The following is a 15,171-nucleotide window of genomic DNA, read 5'->3' on the forward strand; positions in this document are numbered from 1 at the left end:
ATACAGTTATGCCAGCATTTTTCAAAGTGTCAGACGATGAGGAGGCAATGGTGTTTACAGGAACGACATTCGATCCAATGACTTTTACAGATGCGGCTGACGCACGGGAATGTGCAAAGGAACAGGCACGCCAACATCGTGGCCGGCATGTTTGGATTGTTGAGGGAACGGCTACGGAGTCCTTCCATTGCGAGCCTGAACCTGTCATTACGGGCGCACCAGTTGTGCAGAGGTTGGCGTGATGGCAGAGCAATTACCTGATGGCCTGATTTATCAGCCAAGTTTCCCAAGGTTGATTAGATCCACTTCTATGTCACGATTTGGCCAGCGTTCCATTGCTTTTATGGAAAGTACAGATCCTGTCTGGCAGTGGACAGCACAGATTAGCCTGCGCAGCAATGCACAACGACAAAAGCTTGAGGCATTCATTGATCGTTGCAGGGGCGGAGTTGTTACCGTGCATTACACACCTAAACACGCTTGTGTGCCTCAAGCGTATTGGGGTGATGCCAATAATTCAGCCATAACAGGTTCGGCCAGTCTGTCGGCTATCAATGGCAATGTGCTAACGTTGGCCGGTGTTAAGGTTGGGCTAAAGCTGACAGATGGTGATCTGATAGGCTTAACGCTTGGTGATTATAATTTCATTGCACGGGTGGTGGCCAATGCAACGGCAACAGGCACAACCATGCAGATAAGGATCGAGCCGTTTCTCCCGTCCTATATCGGAGTGGGGGCTTCGATTCGCTTTAAAAATCCAGTGATGAATATGCGCCTGATACCTGACAGTTTCGAAATAGGTACAGGAATGCACCCAGATGCATCATTTCAGCTTGTGGAAGTGCCGAAGTAGTTTCTGAATCTTAGCGAGACTAAGCTGGTTTTTGTATCTGTATAGATTTTAATATTAATTTGAATGGAACCATGCGCCTTCACTGCCGTTATATAACCACTGAACCAAATAATTACGGTTGCAGAAAAGTTTTTATTTAACGGGAGTTTAATTATGCGTCGTATTCTTATTGCACTGACCGCTACAGCAGCAATGGTATCATTCGCTAGCGCACAGACAGCGACAACCACACCAACTGCAACAACTACACCTACTGCAACAACCACAGAAGTGTTTGTTACGGCTCAGCCAACAGATGTGCTAAGCTACAATTTGGTTGGTTTGAATGTTGTAGATGGTCAGGATAACACATTTGGTGAGATTAAAGATCTTATCATTTCTGACGGTGAGCTTTCAGGATATGTTCTTTCAGTCGGTGGCTTCCTTGGTATCGGTGAAAAGTATGTGATTGTAAGCCCTGAATCTATTGTTGTGACATATTCAGAAGATGACAAAAAGTGGTCTGCAAACATGTCAGCTACAAAGGAAGCCGTTGAAAAGGCTCCTGAGTTTAAATACGAAGGCCGCTGGGCTAAATAATTAAATCAAGGGCGCGGAAAGCGCCCTTTTTTATTCTATAATTCAGGAAATGGTGCGGCTATAACTCTTTTGGCATGTATCTAGAAATATATGATATGTTTTATATGCATGTTAAATCGTCGGATTTATAATGACATTATGTTGATAGACCCAATATCATCTCACACCTTTCCGCCACTCCCAAGGCTCAATAAAAGAGCCTTGCCATATGCGCCTTGAGAATATTGCTTGTAATCCAGCGCGTGCCCTTCAGAGGCTAGCCATTCAGCAATGTCGTTACCGTCAGACGTAAAGCATTGACCGACAAAACGATCATACCTGTCTGTATCTTTATAATCGCAGCGGATTGGTTGCGCTTCATCCAGATAATCAGCGAGCGCAATGCTGCCTATCTGACCGCAACGGTAATCTTTGCCGGCTGCATTCTTGCAGGTTTGCTTTCCTTCAGGCGCATCAATTCCCCAAATACGAACTCTCTGTCCGTGTATCTCTATTGTGTCTGCATCAATGACAGATGCGCGGCCTTGCAGCCTCGCAGGCGCGTTCTTTTTGGTTTGTGGTGGAGATGTTAGGAATTGCTGCACTGGCGCTCTGAAGCTAGCTGCCAACTCGTTTGTGCAGCGTGCTGGATTGGGAGGACTGCCGCATTGCTTTGCTAAGTTTTTATGGCTGGCACACTTTCCAGATTTATGTATGCGCCAGCCTGGACCACCTTTGCAGCCGCAGCCGGAGCAATAGGCTAATTCAGTGCCTGTTTCTGCAAAGGATGGTGTTGGCCACATGAAAAGCAACGCGGCAGCAAGCAAGAACTTAATCATTCAGCATAAGCCAGATTGTGATTGTTACAACTGCCAACACGATGCTAATTCCTGCGAATAAATACTCTATGAAGTCGGCCATATACCCCCCCAAGCCTCACGGTGTCAGAAAGGTGGGGAGCATATATTATGACCCTTTTCTGACTCTTTCAGAGTTAACCAATGCTTCTCCCAATCGGCCAAGCGTTTCTTTCATCGCTTGTTCTGCAGATTGAGTAAGTGATTTTGCGCCACCTTCACAAGCGAATCCAGCATCAGATTGCGAGTTTCCATCGCCCGAAACTGTGGTTCCTAATAGTCTGCCGTTTTGTCCATCGACAGTAATTGAAGCGGCGATATCGACGTTAGTTTCAACGCCTGCAGACCATAAGCCTGGTACAAGGCGTAAACGTGCATTGAGATCTTCACCGCGCACTATAATCATGCCTTTGGCATTACGAGCACGAAGATCATTCCTATCAACTGGATGGTTTACAACCTCAAGTTCGGTGACGAGGTTTTGTAATGTTTTTCTCACAGAACCTGAAAAGCTATTTGATAAAGCCATAGGGTAAGTGTGGGCGGAGCAATTAAAATCAGAAGGCTTGATTGATTTATCTAATTTAGATCCATCAACGTATAAAAGGTACTTGCCTGGCAATTTACCATCGTATGATGAATACACATTGTAAGTAGCTACGCTTACTGGCTCAGCTTTATATTGGCACGCAGATAACACTACAACTGCTGATATCGCAGCAAGACTCACTAGCTTCATAATTTCCCCCAAGTAATAGTTTGGTAAGAAATCAAAAACACTACTTAGAGTCCAGTTGTTCCAAAGTGTAATGTTGGGATAATTTTATTTTTGTATGACGGGCTCATTTTTGAGCAAGGGCCTCCCCAGATTTGGGGAGAGCTAACCAACGCAATTTTACGTTCGTTGAATTTGTTGGTTTTTTTCGAGTGGATGGGCGCCACGTTGTGGTGAACGATCATATGAAAACCGTCAGGAAGGTGGGGTTAGCCGAACAATGCCTTAAATTCATACGATATTTTAATTGTTCCAGCAGCGAACAATAAAAATGATAAGACGTTCGATATAAGGCCTGCCAGCATTAATTTGTCCGCTATTTTTATATGGGCGGCTTCTTTGCTTGGTTCGCGTTCACTTTTATCAACATAGCGCGATGATAGAAACGCTACAGGATATGTAATCCCCGCTAAAAAAGCTCCTGCTGCCCATAAAGTAATAGGCCAAAATATGATTGGGCCAAATCCACTGCCTATCAGGCTACTCATTTGGTTCATGAGCGCAATGGCTGCGCCGCCATTAAGAATGACAGATGTGTTGACGGCTGCTCGTGCGTAGCTCTGAGAAATTTCACGATAGTCAGCCATCAGGTGCGATCCCTCAATCTAACGCCAGCACCATTACCATTCTGATCGATGAAGATCACGCCGGCGGCTTCGAGAGTTCTTATACTAGATTTCAATTGCTGGTATAGGAGCAGCATTGTTCGTGGTATTTGTTCTCATGTGCAATATAGTTTGAAACCGACCATGCCATTCATCAAGTTGTTGTGCACCCTGCTTTACAAGAAGAGAATCGGGCTTTGATTGCGGACCGCCAAAAAAGACAACTTCATGTACTGGTGTCACTAAGTCATTGGTAAATATCTTAAGAGAAAGACGGTCCACTTTTTCGATATTACGTTTGGAGCCGGTTACTCCTCCTAACAAAAGCCCTAAAGGGCCTAACAAAACTGCTCCTACAGCAGCTCCAGCAACCTGACTTCCACGATTTGTTTTGGTTAAAGATGATCCATTTTTCAATACTTCTACCGCTACAAGATCCGTAAAGCTAAAAACACGAGTATTCGCTCGACTAGTTATGGCAAATTTATTATTGGCCGGATCTATGGCTACGCCAGCACCGCCGGAGGCACCGTTAAATTGTACTACCGGACGAAAGTCTGGTATCGATGCAAGTGCTTGTCCTTGTTCTTTATGCTGATTAGATTCGGCGACACCTTTGCATATTCCCCATACTATGGCCGCAAAAAACATTAACCCAATGATAGTAAAAAACGTACTCATAAGCCCCCCTGAATTATAGTTTATATAAAATGCCAGAAATAAAGGGGAAAACAATATTAAATACTACTGCCTATCCTTTAGTCTTACTCCATAGCCGCCACCGTTTTCGGGTATAAAGACGATCCCCATATCGATTAAGGCTTGAACGACTGCGGAAACATTGTTTTTCATGCCGGATGCATCGCCTTCGCTTGCTTCCATGCGCCGAAGAGTGGGTGCAGATATTCCAGATTTATTGGCTAAATCGACTTGACCAATTCCTAATAAAGCTCTTGCAGCCGCGATTTGCTTCCCGGCAATGTGATTAATTTCGCTCATCTTGATAAATTCCGCTTGACTAAGAATTAATATTGATTAAAAGTTATCACAACAAGCGAAATCAATCAATCTAAACCGCTCAACACGCTTAACAGATTCTAAATTCCTGACGCTGGCCTCGGCACGGTCGCAACCCAATGCAGCACGGCCAACAGTCAGGATCACCATTTCGAGGAGATACCCAATGACCGCACTCGTGCGAGCAAGCACCCAAGCTTTGCCTTTTGCAGACCTTGAGGACGACATCTGCAGAACCAAGAACTCTGTCGGCCTTTTACAGCGCTTAATTGAAGACACTGTGCAGCCAGGTCGCCTGACTGTGGAGGATGGCAGATTTATTCACTATGCTGCAATCAACGCGCTGCGTGAGGTCAGTGAGCTACACGCTAAGTTTTACGCGGCGATGGAGGTGGCGGCATGAGTAAAATCCACGTTTATAGCGCCCTTGCAGCGTCAATCAGAGCCGAAGCCAATGATATGCCAGACAAGATGCAAAACGAGCTGCACATGGCAGCTTGGCACCTGCGAACGGCCATTCATATGTCGAGAGCACAATCGCTTGCTGACCTTGAAATTAAAATCGGACTTTGGACGGAATTGATTGACGACCCTGAATGCATTTTGCTCGAACACCGTGACTATTGGAAAACTTTTATGGAAGATTTTAAATTGTTGAGGTCGGTGGCTGTGGAGGTGGCGGCATGAATGCAGATGAAAAACTAGGTAACGCCATTGCCGACATTCAGGTCATCGCGGACATTATGACTGCCCTGCAAGATGCTGCGGGCAATAAATGCCACAGGACTGATCTATTGGTGCGAAACCTGAAGCAGTGCGCAACAGAAGCAGAGGATGCTTTGGAGGGGCTTCTTGAGGAGTTGGACGCGGAATATTGGAGGCAGCATGACTCTTGTAGGGAGAATTACGATTGATGTGATCATAATCGCGGTTTTCATATTTGCAGCCGGAATATCTGTCGGCATTAAAATCGGCTTCTGTATTCCCAAACCATAACAGTTTTGCGCCTGCTGTCTCCTCGGCGGACGCAAGGTCGGTTGCATTTTTGACGGGATGTAGCCGGCCACCCTTATCGCCCACGTATCGGCCTGATCTTCTAAATCAGAAACCGTAATTGGATAAGATGCGCGTTCGACTCGCGCCGTGGGCTCCATAATGCTCGCATCTGTGCCGGTTCGGCGGCTAGGGTGCGGTCTTTCCCTATGCAGTCCCTGAGGAGGATGTAAGGGAAGTGGCATCAGCCGTCCGTCCGATCTCTATAGGGCGGCTGGTGTACTCAGACACGTTCGCTGTTGGCTCGTCGCAAGCTGGCAGTGAATACCGGAAATCCGGCGCAGCTATGACGTCGCGGCAATAGGGCGATAGCTGTGGTGCATAATCCACCGCCACCACCGGTGAACTTAAAACCACCAGCTAGAGGCCAACCATTTCTGGGGTCACCACAACATTACAGCATAGCTGGTGGGCGTACATCTAGGGGGAGGAGATACAACGTATCAAACCCCTAGGTTCCTTCACGGGCACAACCCCGCGCAAGCGAACATATGGCTGTGGGGCAGCTCTATGTCAATCACCACAAGACGCACTGGAGATACTCTTATGAAAGGAATATCATGACCAACATTCTGACTGATGAACTACTAAACGCGGCAGACATGCGAATTAGTATCTTAAAGACGCATAAGTTTGATAAGCCAGCACGTTATGGCGCACGCCTGTGCGAAGATCTGGCAGCTGCGAACAATAACGATCCTGTAGCCGTGAATGCATATGTGCGCTTACGGCAAGACAGCCCTGAAAAGCTGCACATTGCACGTTTAGCTGTTATGTCGAAAATCGGTTATGGATTTGAACCCAATACGCCTGATGATGTTGTGAGGGCGATTGTGGAGAAGGCTGCGGCTTAAAGCTGAAAACTAATTTTGTTCTTGATGTGTTCTATTTTAATATTGTAGCTTAAGCCGAATATCTCGCTTTGTAATAGTGAGATTCTATCAAAATAAATGCCGCTTTAAAGGCAAATGATACCGACTGACCCAAAGTCAGCGGAATGATGAAACGCGTCTCATAGTGAGGCGACAACGAGGAGTATGGATTATGAATATTTTGTCAGATCAATTTGAAGGTACGGTTTATTTCCGCAAAGAACGTTCCGTTCAGTTCCCAGATGATACACGAAATGAATCAGCAGTTGAATTACTAGAAAAGCTGCGTGCAATGCCAAATGAGAATACGGAACTGGTTGCGAGCTATCAGAGTATCGTTGACGGTGAGACCGTGGATGCTGGCACATTTATTAACTCGCACTCAGAAGTTATGCGCTCCATCGGTTTTGGATATGAGCCAGAAACAGCAGATGAAGTTCTTGAGCTTATTTTAAGTATGCAAAAACCGGTTGATGCTTAATTAACCCACATCGGCGCATCTTTCGGGGTGCGCCTAATCGGCTAAAACCAGAATTATTCTTGGTTATGGCAAGAGGTAAAAAAATCGAAAAAAGTCAATGAAATCAATGGTCATGGCGGAGAGAGCGGGATTCGAACCCGCGAGACGGTTCCCCGCCTACACACTTTCCAGGCGTGCGCCTTCAACCACTCGGCCACCTCTCCGCAGAATATTTCATGCATGACATCAAGTTCATGAGAAATAAGAACCTGTAATTCTAAAGACTGTGGTTGATTGTCAAATCACTGGTTCGGCGCGGAATATAGCTGGAATGCGTCAGTAATCAACCGTTAATTTCAGGAATTTGAAAGAATGTTTTTCTTCAGCAGCAAATGCTTTAATAAAGACCGAAAAAGCTGCAAATAGCTAGTTTTACAAGTGTTTTAGCCATAGGGCACGGGATGTGGAAAGGTTTGTTTAGAACTTTGATAATCACGTGATGATAGTTTTATGCTCAAAATCTGCTTAATTGTTATTGAAGGCAAGGTAATGATTTTGTGCGGGAAAATTGAATGCTGATGATTCTGGCAGTCTTAAACAGGCTTTTTTTGCTATGTTCGGTTTTGTTTTTATTATGCGGTATAGGCGTTGCAATAGTTGATGCTGCTCGTTCCATCGGCAGTTCACTGCTGGTTTTTACATCGCTGCATGATCTTTTATCTGAGTGGCAGGGCGATGCTGGACAGTTCTTTGGAGATGCTCAACCGCAGGGATTAGCTGATATGGCGCTTGAGCAGTTTTTCGATTTGCCGGTGCTTGCAATTTTTATGGCACTGGCGCTGCTCTTATACTTGGTGTCTTATATCTTCAAAACAAATTGATTTCGCATCTTGGGTTAAATGATGCGTTTTTAATTATTATATCAAGCTGTAAAGCCTAAGCCTATACGGAGAGCTAAAATGACTTTGTCTGACCGCTATCGTCTGAAAACCGAGTTTCCGACTGCTGATACAGCTCTTAAAGGGCGCAGTGAACCGATTGCGACCGCCGACAAGCATTATATAACAGGTCGTTCCTTGCATGGTGATTGGCCGCAAAACATGAAAAAGGTCATGTTCGGTATGGGGTGTTTCTGGGGTGTTGAGCGCCTGTTCTGGCAAGTACCTGGGGTGTATGTAACGGCTGCGGGCTATGCGGGTGGTTTCACACCAAACCCGACCTATGAAGAAACCTGCACGGGACTAACCGGACATAATGAAGTGGTTCTGGTGGTTTATGATCCGGCTATCGTCAGTTTAGATGCCTTGTTGAAAATGTTCTGGGAAGAACATGATCCGACCCAAGGTATGCGACAGGGTAACGATATCGGTACGACTTATCGTTCCGGTATTTATACTTTTTCTGACGATGATAAGGCTTTGGCGGAAAAGACCCGTGATGACTATCAGCAAGCACTGACGGCTAAAGGTCTGGGGTCGATTACCACTGAAATTTTAGATGCGCCGGCCTTTTATTATGCTGAAGATTATCATCAGCAATATCTGGCGAAAAATCCCGGTGGTTATTGCGGTTTGCGCGGCACCGGCGTGTCTTGCTTTATTTAAAACAAGCGGGAAATCAGGCTGCTTAAGCCCCATTTTACCAATGGGGCGGCCTGGTCACCGGAATGTCCGGTTGGGTTTGCTCTTCAAGTTCTAAAAAGCGGGTGGTGAGCGCACTGAGTTTGGCGCGCAGGTGGTCGATGACTTTCCACTGTTCTGCAATCTCGCCGGAAAGATCCTCGATGATTTTATCCTGTTCGGTAATCCGGATTTCAAGTTCGGTCAGACGCGTTTCATGAGACATCGGTTTTACGGTTCTTTTTTAACAGGTGGTCATAAAGAATCACCGGCTGTTACACCGGTGATTTTGATTTAGACAATGCAGTCGATTATTTGGTGCCGTACATACGGTCACCGGCATCACCAACGCCTGGTACGATATAACCTTTTTCATCAAGGTGATCATCAATAGCGGCAGTGAAAATCGGCACGTCCGGATGAGCTTTGGTGAAACGCTCAATCCCTTCTTTCGCGGCAATCAGGCAAAGGAAACGGATATTGGTGGCGCCGCGTTCTTTCAGCTTGTCAATTGCTGCAATTGCCGAATTGGCTGTAGCGAGCATAGGGTCAACCACAATGATCAGGCGATTGACGATATCCTCCGGTGCTTTGAAATAATATTCAACCGGCTGAAGGGTTTCGTGATCGCGGTAAAGGCCGATATGTGCCACGCGCGCAGCCGGCACCAGATCAAGCATACCTTCAAGCAGACCGTTGCCCGCACGCAGGATAGACGCGAAAACAAGTTTCTTGCCTTCCAGAATCGGTGCCTCCATCGGTGCCAAAGGCGTTTCGATCGGCATCGTTGTCATTTCAAGGTCGCGTGTTACTTCATAGCAAAGCAACAAGGACGTTTCTTTCAGCAGGCGGCGAAAGCTTGCTGTGGAGGTTTCACGCTTGCGCATGATGGTAAGCTTGTGCTGGACAAGCGGGTGGCTGATAACTGTAACGCCCATGATCGTTCCGCTGTTTCTATAATCTGATGCTTAATGAATAGGACATTATTGCGCTATATGCTATGTGAAAACATTTTAAAAAAGCGCACACACAGATTTATGAGCTGTTTCTACGCTTGTAACATCCTGTGCAAGCTTTATATGCGTATGATGAGAACGGCTTTGACGCGGAAGCGGACAAATGTCATTTCAGGACGGCGTCAATATGCACTATATTGCACCGCGAATTGAACAGACAGGACAAGCTATGAGCCAGCATGATGGCAATATGGATCGGGTAGGCGCAACAGGCGGTATGGAAAGCTCTTTCGGCTTTCGTCAGGTTGACGAAACGGCCAAGCAGGAACTCGTCAATGATGTTTTCCATAAAGTTGCCAAACGCTATGATGTGATGAACGATCTGATGTCGGCCGGTATGCATCGTGTGTGGAAAGATGCGATGATTGCATGGTTGGCACCGTCAAAACGTGCAGGATGGCGTTCATTGGACGTAGCTGGGGGCACCGGTGATATTGCTTTTCGCATCGTTGAAGCATCCCGCAGACAGGCTCATGTCACGGTGCTGGATATTAACGGCTCGATGCTGGGTGTCGGGCGTGAGCGCGCCATTAAAAAAGGCTTGATCGACAATCTTGATTTTGTTGAAGCCAATGCGGAAGAATTGCCGTTTGAGGATAATTCATTCGATGCTTACACCATTGCTTTCGGCATTCGCAATGTGCCGCATATTGATAAGGCGCTCTCGGAAGCTTACCGGGTCTTAAAACCGGGCGGCCGTTTTATGTGCCTTGAATTCTCCGAGGTTGAAATGCCGATTTTGGACAAGGTTTATGACCAGTGGTCATTCCATGCCATTCCTAAAATTGGACAAATGATTACGGGTGACGCGGATTCTTACAGCTATCTGGTTGAATCAATCCGCAAATTTCCGTCACAGAAAGATTTCGGCACGATGATTGAGCAAGCCGGATTTGAGCGCGTCAGCTGGCGTAATTTCACCGGAGGCATTGCCGCTCTCCATTCTGGCTGGAAGCTTTAAAATAGTTGGCAGATATGAAAAATATTTCTGCCGCGCTGCGGCTGATGCGTGCAGGTTGGATATTGACCCGTGAGGGTGTGATCGGGGCAATGCCTGTTGATGATTTGCAAGGTTTGCCGAAATTCGGGCACAAGCTTGCCAAAGCCTTAGCGCGCCCTAGAGCCCGCAATATGGAACGCTCTGAGCGTATCTCCCGCGCGATGAATAAGCTTGGGCCTTCTTATGTCAAGCTTGGCCAGTTTCTGGCAACACGGCCTGATATTGTCGGGCGTGATATCGCAGCTGATCTGGAGCTTTTGCAAGACAGACTCGATTTTTTTCCGCAAAAAGAGGCTGAAAAAGCCATCGAAAATTCACTGGGGCGCTCGGTCAGCGATCTTTATGAGCGCTTTGAGGCGCCGATTGCAGCAGCTTCTATGGCGCAGGTGCATCCGGCTTTTATTGTTAAAAATGGTCGGTCTCAAAAAGTAGCGGTTAAAGTAATCCGCCCCGGTGTGCGTCAGCGTTTTGCACGTGACCTTGCCAGTTTTTTTATGGTTGCGCGGATGCAGGAACATTATGTGCCGGCAACACGTCGTCTGCGTCCTGTTGAAATTGCCGAAACTCTGGCGCAGAGTACCCGCATTGAGATGGATTTGCGGCTTGAGGCAGCCGCGCTATCCGAGATTGCCGAGAATATTAAAGATGATACGGGCTTTCGTGTCCCAACGGTTGATTGGGAACGCACAGGCCGTGATGTTTTGACGCTTGAATGGATTGACGGCATTAAAGTGTCGGATGTGGATGCGCTGCGTGCGTCTGGTTTTGATTTGAAAAAAATAGCCGAAACGCTGATCCAGTCTTTCTTGCGCCATACATTGCGTGATGGTTTTTTCCATGCCGATATGCATCCGGGCAATTTGTTTGTTGACCCTAAGGGCACGATCGTCGCGGTGGATTTTGGTATCACCGGTCGCTTGAATAAAAAGCAGCGCCGTTTTTTGGCCGAAATTCTTTATGGCTTCATTACCCGCGATTATATGCGGGTGGCGGCTGTGCATTTTGAGGCCGGTTATGTGCCGCATACACATGACATGGCAAGTTTTGCCCAAGCGATTCGTGCGATTGGCGAACCTATTCATGGCCAGCCTGCCGAAACCATTTCAATGGCGAAACTGTTGACGTTGCTGTTTGAAGTGACCGAATTATTCGACATGGAAACGCGGCCAGAATTGCTGATGCTGCAAAAAACCATGGTGGTGGTGGAAGGTGTATCGCGCACGCTTGATCCGCATTTCAATATGTGGAAATCGGCAGAGCCGGTAGTTGGTGGATGGATCCGCAAGAATTTAGGCCCTCAAGGCATGTTGGGCGATGCCAAGGAAACCGGTCAGGCATTGCTACATTTCATGCGTGAAGCGCCGGAACTTATCCAACGCTCGGAGCGCGCAAGCATTGCCCTTGATGATATGGTAGCTAATGGTCTGCGCTTTGATGCGGCGACAGCTGAGGCTATTGGGCGGGCGGAAGCCTATCATAATCGTTGGGGCAGGCGGGCACTGGTGGTGATCGCCATTGCTTTTGTGGTGATCGCGGTTAAACTTTTTATTGATTAGAGATCAACGATTTGATGCGGTAAGGCGGTGTTTTTATGAGCAAATCTGGCGGTAAACATACGACATCCGGCATTGCTGCCTCATTGCAAGGCAAACGCATTTTGCTGATTATCAGCGGCGGTATTGCAGCTTATAAGACACCGGATTTGATCCGTCGTTTGCGGGAGCGTGGCGCGCATATACGCCCGCTCATGACACGTGCAGCCCAAGAATTTGTTACGCCGCTTACTATTGGTGCGGTTTCTGCCGATCATGTCTATACCGATCTTTTCTCGCGTGAAGACGAGCAGGATATCGGCCATATTCGTTTGGCACGCGATGCCGACCTGATAGTGGTCGCGCCTGCAACCGCTGATCTGATGGCCAAAATGGCGCATGGTTTGGCAGATGATTTGGCAAGTGCTGTTCTGTTGGCGCGTAAAATTCCGGTTTTGGTCGCGCCTGCGATGAATCCGGCGATGTGGGATAATCCGGCAAGTCAACGCAACCGCGAATTTTTAAAACAAGACGGTGTGCATTTCATCGGCCCTGAACGCGGTGAAATGGCGGAAAGCGGCGAGACCGGTCTTGGCCGTATGAGCGAACCCTTGGCAATTGTTGCGGCAATTGAAGCGCTGCTTATGCCGCGTGATCTGCCGCTCAAAGGCAAAAAAATCATTATTACATCGGGGCCGACGCATGAGCCGATTGACCCGGTGCGCTATATTGCCAACCGCTCATCCGGCAAACAAGGGCATGCGATTGCGCGCGAATTAGCGCTCCTTGGTGCGGATGTGCAACTTGTTTCCGGCCCTGTAACAATTGCTGATCCGGCTGGGGTCAATGTCACTCATGTGGAAACTGCACGTGAAATGCAGGAGGCCGTTGAAGCATTATTGCCGGCTGATGCGGCAGTGATGGTGGCAGCGGTTGCGGATTGGCGTACTGAGAATGTTGCAGATCAAAAAATTAAAAAGCAGACGGCTGAAACCGCGCCTTCATTAAAAATGACTGAAAACCCCGATATATTGGCGGGTATTGGCCATCATGCAAAACGTCCGCAGTTGGTAGTTGGATTTGCAGCTGAAACGCAAGATTTGCTCGAAAACGCCCGCAAAAAGCTTGCTAAAAAAGGTGCAGACTGGATTGTTGCCAATGATGTGACGCAAGAAAACGGTGTCAGCATTATGGGCGGGGATGATAATCACGTTTCGCTGGTCAGTCATGAGGGTGTGGATGAGTGGCCATTTTTGAGTAAAGATGAAGTGGCAAAACTGCTTGCAGAGAAAATTGCCAAAGCTCTGAATTGAGACCGGTTCGCGGTAATAATTGCTTAAAAATAGTGCAGCTGATTTTTTCAGCGCCTTATTTTTAGGCGATGTATTTTTCATGATTCGATGAATTATCATTGAGCAGATTTTTATACATCATTTTCGCCATTGAAATTTTATGATTTTTTTTAATTAAAATCAGTATTTTAATATTTTTCTTTATGCTTTTTAGCATTATTTTTATCAATTGGCACAAAAACTGCTTTTTCTCTCACTGAGCCAAAGGAGCTTCGCCTTTCGCGAAACCTCCGGAAGACAGTGGAGATTTTGATGCATAATTTTTTAAAGCCCAGACTATCACTTCTTTACAATATGACGCTTATTCGGGTGATGTTGGTGGCTTTGGCTACCTTATTAGCTAATAAAGCAATGGCGCAAGATATATCGTCAGTTGCAGATACGGGCGATACGGCTTGGATGCTGACAGCGACTGTACTGGTTTTAATGATGACAATACCCGGAGTGGCATTGTTTTATGGCGGTATGGTGCGGCGCAAAAATGTGTTGGCGACGACCATGCAGAGCTTTGCGATTGCCTGCGTTGCGTCGGTATGCTGGATGGTGGCGGGTTATTCACTGGCCTTTAGTGATGGCGGGGCTGCCAATGCTTTTATCGGCGGCTTGTCGAATACGTTTTTTGCGGGTGTAACACCAGATTCACTCACAGGCACAATTCCCGAATATGTTTTCATCACATTCCAGATGACCTTTGCCATTATCACACCGGCACTGATTGCGGGAGCATTTGCGGAGCGGATGAAATTTTCCGCTTTATTGATTTTCACGGTTTTATGGCTCTTCATCGTTTATGTGCCGGTGGCGCATTGGGTATGGGGCGGCGGCTTTCTGGGTGGCGATGGCGTTTTGGATTTTGCCGGTGGCACGGTGGTGCATATCAATTCAGGTGTCGCAGGACTCGTTGTGGCACTGATGATCGGTAAACGCGACGGTTATGGTCAGGTCAATATGGCACCGCATAATCTGGTTTACTCATTAATTGGTGCTTCTTTGTTGTGGGTTGGTTGGTTCGGCTTCAATGCAGGCTCTGCCGGCGGGGCAAACGGCATTGCAGCTGTTGCTATGATCAATACACAGATTGCGGCTGCGGGGGCAGCGTTAAGCTGGATGGTTGTCGAGTGGCTTATCAACAAGCGACCAAGTGTGCTGGGGATTATTTCCGGGGCGGTAGCAGGTCTTGTCGGTGTTACACCGGCTGCGGGTTTTGTTAATCCGGCGGGCGCGCTGATGATTGGCTTAGCCTCAGGTGCTGGTTGTTATTTCGCGGCCGTAAAATTTAAGCACTGGCTTGGCTATGATGACAGTCTGGATGCTTTTGGTGTGCATGGCGTCGGCGGGATTATCGGTGCGATTTTAACCGGTGTTTTTGCCGATGCCGCCATTAATCCCCTTTCAGAAGGGGCAACGGTTTTCAAACAACTCTATGGTGTTGCAGTTACGATGCTCTATACGGCCGTGATGACAGCTTTGATCGTCGTAATGATGCGGATGTTTATGGAAATGCGTGTGTCCAAAGCCACGGAAATTGAAGGCCTTGACATCAACCTGCACGGTGAAACTGTGCACTCATAATTAACCCGAACAGCCGCAGAGGGGGCTGCC

The 15,171-nt window shown here is 47.3% G+C and carries 21 protein-coding genes and 1 tRNA gene; 14 read left to right on the forward strand and 8 right to left on the reverse strand.

What is annotated here, in order from left to right; genetic code table 11:
• Window positions 1-26: 26 nt before the first annotated feature.
• The 3 genes from ACI0FR_RS13905 (at window position 27) to ACI0FR_RS13915 (ending at window position 1,432) form a co-directional block, all read left to right on the forward strand.
• Complete coding sequence (locus tag ACI0FR_RS13905; RefSeq protein ID WP_404906150.1) at window positions 27-242, forward strand: hypothetical protein; 216 nt, start codon at window positions 27-29, stop codon at window positions 240-242.
• Complete coding sequence (locus tag ACI0FR_RS13910; RefSeq protein WP_374829700.1) at window positions 242-853, forward strand: hypothetical protein; 612 nt, start codon at window positions 242-244, stop codon at window positions 851-853. Before ACI0FR_RS13905 ends, ACI0FR_RS13910 begins: the two co-directional genes overlap by 1 nt.
• A 153-nt stretch (window positions 854-1,006) precedes the next feature.
• Window positions 1,007-1,432, forward strand: coding sequence for a PRC-barrel domain-containing protein (locus ACI0FR_RS13915; RefSeq protein WP_374829702.1), 426 nt, complete (start codon window positions 1,007-1,009; stop codon window positions 1,430-1,432).
• A gap of 161 nt (window positions 1,433-1,593) precedes the next feature.
• Here the strand turns inward: ACI0FR_RS13915 and ACI0FR_RS13920 are convergent, their stop codons facing one another.
• The 5 genes from ACI0FR_RS13920 to ACI0FR_RS13940 all read right to left on the reverse strand — a co-directional run bounded on the left by ACI0FR_RS13920 (window position 1,594) and on the right by ACI0FR_RS13940 (window position 4,647).
• Window positions 1,594-2,250 carry a thermonuclease family protein gene (locus tag ACI0FR_RS13920; protein ID WP_404906149.1) on the reverse strand — a complete coding sequence of 219 codons (657 nt, stop codon included), beginning with the start codon at window positions 2,248-2,250 and terminating at the stop codon, window positions 1,594-1,596.
• Window positions 2,251-2,377: 127 nt separating this feature from the next.
• Window positions 2,378-3,007: a hypothetical protein gene (locus ACI0FR_RS13925; protein ID WP_404906148.1), complete on the reverse strand. Its 630-nt coding sequence runs from the start codon at window positions 3,005-3,007 to the stop codon at window positions 2,378-2,380.
• A gap of 245 nt (window positions 3,008-3,252) precedes the next feature.
• Window positions 3,253-3,630 carry a hypothetical protein gene (locus ACI0FR_RS13930; protein WP_404906147.1) on the reverse strand — a complete coding sequence of 126 codons (378 nt, stop codon included), beginning with the start codon at window positions 3,628-3,630 and terminating at the stop codon, window positions 3,253-3,255.
• An 84-nt stretch (window positions 3,631-3,714) separates the two neighbouring features.
• The gene (locus tag ACI0FR_RS13935; protein ID WP_404906146.1) at window positions 3,715-4,329 is read right to left on the reverse strand and encodes a hypothetical protein; all 615 of its coding nucleotides are present in this window, start codon (window positions 4,327-4,329) and stop codon (window positions 3,715-3,717) included.
• Between the two features lie 63 nt (window positions 4,330-4,392).
• The gene (locus tag ACI0FR_RS13940) at window positions 4,393-4,647 is read right to left on the reverse strand and encodes a helix-turn-helix domain-containing protein (RefSeq protein WP_404906145.1); all 255 of its coding nucleotides are present in this window, start codon (window positions 4,645-4,647) and stop codon (window positions 4,393-4,395) included.
• A 184-nt stretch (window positions 4,648-4,831) separates the two neighbouring features.
• On the opposite strand from ACI0FR_RS13940, the gene ACI0FR_RS13945 reads away from it, so the two are divergent.
• The 5 genes from ACI0FR_RS13945 to ACI0FR_RS13965 all read left to right on the forward strand — a co-directional run bounded on the left by ACI0FR_RS13945 (window position 4,832) and on the right by ACI0FR_RS13965 (window position 7,071).
• Complete coding sequence (locus ACI0FR_RS13945) at window positions 4,832-5,068, forward strand: hypothetical protein (protein ID WP_404906144.1); 237 nt, start codon at window positions 4,832-4,834, stop codon at window positions 5,066-5,068.
• Window positions 5,065-5,352, forward strand: a complete 288-nt coding sequence (locus ACI0FR_RS13950; RefSeq protein ID WP_404906143.1) for a hypothetical protein — start codon at window positions 5,065-5,067, stop codon at window positions 5,350-5,352. The genes ACI0FR_RS13945 and ACI0FR_RS13950 overlap by 4 nt, the downstream gene beginning before the upstream one ends.
• The gene (locus tag ACI0FR_RS13955) at window positions 5,349-5,579 is read left to right on the forward strand and encodes a hypothetical protein (protein WP_404906142.1); all 231 of its coding nucleotides are present in this window, start codon (window positions 5,349-5,351) and stop codon (window positions 5,577-5,579) included. Before ACI0FR_RS13950 ends, ACI0FR_RS13955 begins: the two co-directional genes overlap by 4 nt.
• A 699-nt stretch (window positions 5,580-6,278) precedes the next feature.
• Window positions 6,279-6,572 carry a hypothetical protein gene (locus ACI0FR_RS13960; RefSeq protein WP_404906141.1) on the forward strand — a complete coding sequence of 98 codons (294 nt, stop codon included), beginning with the start codon at window positions 6,279-6,281 and terminating at the stop codon, window positions 6,570-6,572.
• Window positions 6,573-6,762: 190 nt separating this feature from the next.
• Window positions 6,763-7,071 (forward strand): hypothetical protein, encoded by a 309-nt coding sequence (locus ACI0FR_RS13965; RefSeq protein WP_404906140.1) that lies wholly within the window; start codon window positions 6,763-6,765, stop codon window positions 7,069-7,071.
• A 113-nt stretch (window positions 7,072-7,184) separates the two neighbouring features.
• Here ACI0FR_RS13965 and ACI0FR_RS13970 read toward each other — a convergent pair.
• Window positions 7,185-7,274: transfer RNA gene (locus ACI0FR_RS13970), tRNA-Ser, on the reverse strand.
• A 348-nt stretch (window positions 7,275-7,622) separates the two neighbouring features.
• On the opposite strand from ACI0FR_RS13970, the gene ACI0FR_RS13975 reads away from it, so the two are divergent.
• Both ACI0FR_RS13975 and msrA read left to right on the forward strand, forming a co-directional pair.
• Complete coding sequence (locus ACI0FR_RS13975; RefSeq protein ID WP_374833513.1) at window positions 7,623-7,931, forward strand: hypothetical protein; 309 nt, start codon at window positions 7,623-7,625, stop codon at window positions 7,929-7,931.
• A 78-nt stretch (window positions 7,932-8,009) separates the two neighbouring features.
• Window positions 8,010-8,654, forward strand: coding sequence for a peptide-methionine (S)-S-oxide reductase MsrA (gene msrA, locus ACI0FR_RS13980; protein ID WP_374833515.1), 645 nt, complete (start codon window positions 8,010-8,012; stop codon window positions 8,652-8,654).
• A gap of 34 nt (window positions 8,655-8,688) precedes the next feature.
• Here the strand turns inward: msrA and ACI0FR_RS13985 are convergent, their stop codons facing one another.
• Complete coding sequence (locus ACI0FR_RS13985; RefSeq protein ID WP_374833517.1) at window positions 8,689-8,895, reverse strand: SlyX family protein; 207 nt, start codon at window positions 8,893-8,895, stop codon at window positions 8,689-8,691.
• Window positions 8,896-8,980: 85 nt separating this feature from the next.
• The gene (gene upp / locus ACI0FR_RS13990; protein WP_374833519.1) at window positions 8,981-9,607 is read right to left on the reverse strand and encodes a uracil phosphoribosyltransferase; all 627 of its coding nucleotides are present in this window, start codon (window positions 9,605-9,607) and stop codon (window positions 8,981-8,983) included.
• A gap of 247 nt (window positions 9,608-9,854) precedes the next feature.
• On the opposite strand from upp, the gene ubiE reads away from it, so the two are divergent.
• From ubiE to ACI0FR_RS14010, 4 genes are all read left to right on the forward strand, one after another.
• A complete protein-coding gene (gene ubiE, locus ACI0FR_RS13995; protein WP_374833640.1) occupies window positions 9,855-10,646 on the forward strand; it encodes a bifunctional demethylmenaquinone methyltransferase/2-methoxy-6-polyprenyl-1,4-benzoquinol methylase UbiE in 792 nt (263 codons plus the stop codon).
• Between the two features lie 14 nt (window positions 10,647-10,660).
• Window positions 10,661-12,241, forward strand: coding sequence for a 2-polyprenylphenol 6-hydroxylase (ubiB, locus tag ACI0FR_RS14000; RefSeq protein WP_404906139.1), 1,581 nt, complete (start codon window positions 10,661-10,663; stop codon window positions 12,239-12,241).
• A gap of 35 nt (window positions 12,242-12,276) precedes the next feature.
• On the forward strand, window positions 12,277-13,530 hold the full coding sequence (gene coaBC / locus ACI0FR_RS14005) for a bifunctional phosphopantothenoylcysteine decarboxylase/phosphopantothenate--cysteine ligase CoaBC (RefSeq protein ID WP_404906138.1): 1,254 nt from the start codon (window positions 12,277-12,279) through the stop codon (window positions 13,528-13,530).
• A gap of 333 nt (window positions 13,531-13,863) precedes the next feature.
• Window positions 13,864-15,141, forward strand: coding sequence for an ammonium transporter (locus ACI0FR_RS14010; RefSeq protein WP_404906188.1), 1,278 nt, complete (start codon window positions 13,864-13,866; stop codon window positions 15,139-15,141).
• Window positions 15,142-15,171: the final 30 nt, after the last annotated feature.

Source organism: Paenochrobactrum sp. BZR 201-1 (genome assembly GCF_044987585.2).
GTDB lineage: Bacteria > Pseudomonadota > Alphaproteobacteria > Rhizobiales > Rhizobiaceae > Paenochrobactrum > Paenochrobactrum pullorum.

What these genes read in the sequence shown, in the direction of transcription:
- ACI0FR_RS13985 (WP_374833517.1), bottom strand. Translation starts at nt 8,895, where the DNA reads ATGTCTCATGAAACGCGTCTGACCGAACTTGAAATCCGGATTACCGAA.
- msrA (WP_374833515.1), top strand. Translation starts at nt 8,010, where the DNA reads ATGACTTTGTCTGACCGCTATCGTCTGAAAACCGAGTTTCCGACTGCT.
- ACI0FR_RS13915 (WP_374829702.1), top strand. Translation starts at nt 1,007, where the DNA reads ATGCGTCGTATTCTTATTGCACTGACCGCTACAGCAGCAATGGTATCA.
- ACI0FR_RS13920 (WP_404906149.1), bottom strand. Translation starts at nt 2,250, where the DNA reads ATGATTAAGTTCTTGCTTGCTGCCGCGTTGCTTTTCATGTGGCCAACA.
- ACI0FR_RS13930 (WP_404906147.1), bottom strand. Translation starts at nt 3,630, where the DNA reads ATGGCTGACTATCGTGAAATTTCTCAGAGCTACGCACGAGCAGCCGTC.
- ACI0FR_RS13960 (WP_404906141.1), top strand. Translation starts at nt 6,279, where the DNA reads ATGACCAACATTCTGACTGATGAACTACTAAACGCGGCAGACATGCGA.
- ACI0FR_RS13950 (WP_404906143.1), top strand. Translation starts at nt 5,065, where the DNA reads ATGAGTAAAATCCACGTTTATAGCGCCCTTGCAGCGTCAATCAGAGCC.
- ACI0FR_RS13945 (WP_404906144.1), top strand. Translation starts at nt 4,832, where the DNA reads ATGACCGCACTCGTGCGAGCAAGCACCCAAGCTTTGCCTTTTGCAGAC.
- ACI0FR_RS13965 (WP_404906140.1), top strand. Translation starts at nt 6,763, where the DNA reads ATGAATATTTTGTCAGATCAATTTGAAGGTACGGTTTATTTCCGCAAA.
- ACI0FR_RS13925 (WP_404906148.1), bottom strand. Translation starts at nt 3,007, where the DNA reads ATGAAGCTAGTGAGTCTTGCTGCGATATCAGCAGTTGTAGTGTTATCT.
- coaBC (WP_404906138.1), top strand. Translation starts at nt 12,277, where the DNA reads ATGAGCAAATCTGGCGGTAAACATACGACATCCGGCATTGCTGCCTCA.
- ubiB (WP_404906139.1), top strand. Translation starts at nt 10,661, where the DNA reads ATGAAAAATATTTCTGCCGCGCTGCGGCTGATGCGTGCAGGTTGGATA.
- ACI0FR_RS13940 (WP_404906145.1), bottom strand. Translation starts at nt 4,647, where the DNA reads ATGAGCGAAATTAATCACATTGCCGGGAAGCAAATCGCGGCTGCAAGA.
- ACI0FR_RS13910 (WP_374829700.1), top strand. Translation starts at nt 242, where the DNA reads ATGGCAGAGCAATTACCTGATGGCCTGATTTATCAGCCAAGTTTCCCA.
- ubiE (WP_374833640.1), top strand. Translation starts at nt 9,855, where the DNA reads ATGAGCCAGCATGATGGCAATATGGATCGGGTAGGCGCAACAGGCGGT.
- ACI0FR_RS13935 (WP_404906146.1), bottom strand. Translation starts at nt 4,329, where the DNA reads ATGAGTACGTTTTTTACTATCATTGGGTTAATGTTTTTTGCGGCCATA.
- ACI0FR_RS14010 (WP_404906188.1), top strand. Translation starts at nt 13,864, where the DNA reads ATGACGCTTATTCGGGTGATGTTGGTGGCTTTGGCTACCTTATTAGCT.
- upp (WP_374833519.1), bottom strand. Translation starts at nt 9,607, where the DNA reads ATGGGCGTTACAGTTATCAGCCACCCGCTTGTCCAGCACAAGCTTACC.
- ACI0FR_RS13955 (WP_404906142.1), top strand. Translation starts at nt 5,349, where the DNA reads ATGAATGCAGATGAAAAACTAGGTAACGCCATTGCCGACATTCAGGTC.
- ACI0FR_RS13975 (WP_374833513.1), top strand. Translation starts at nt 7,623, where the DNA reads ATGCTGATGATTCTGGCAGTCTTAAACAGGCTTTTTTTGCTATGTTCG.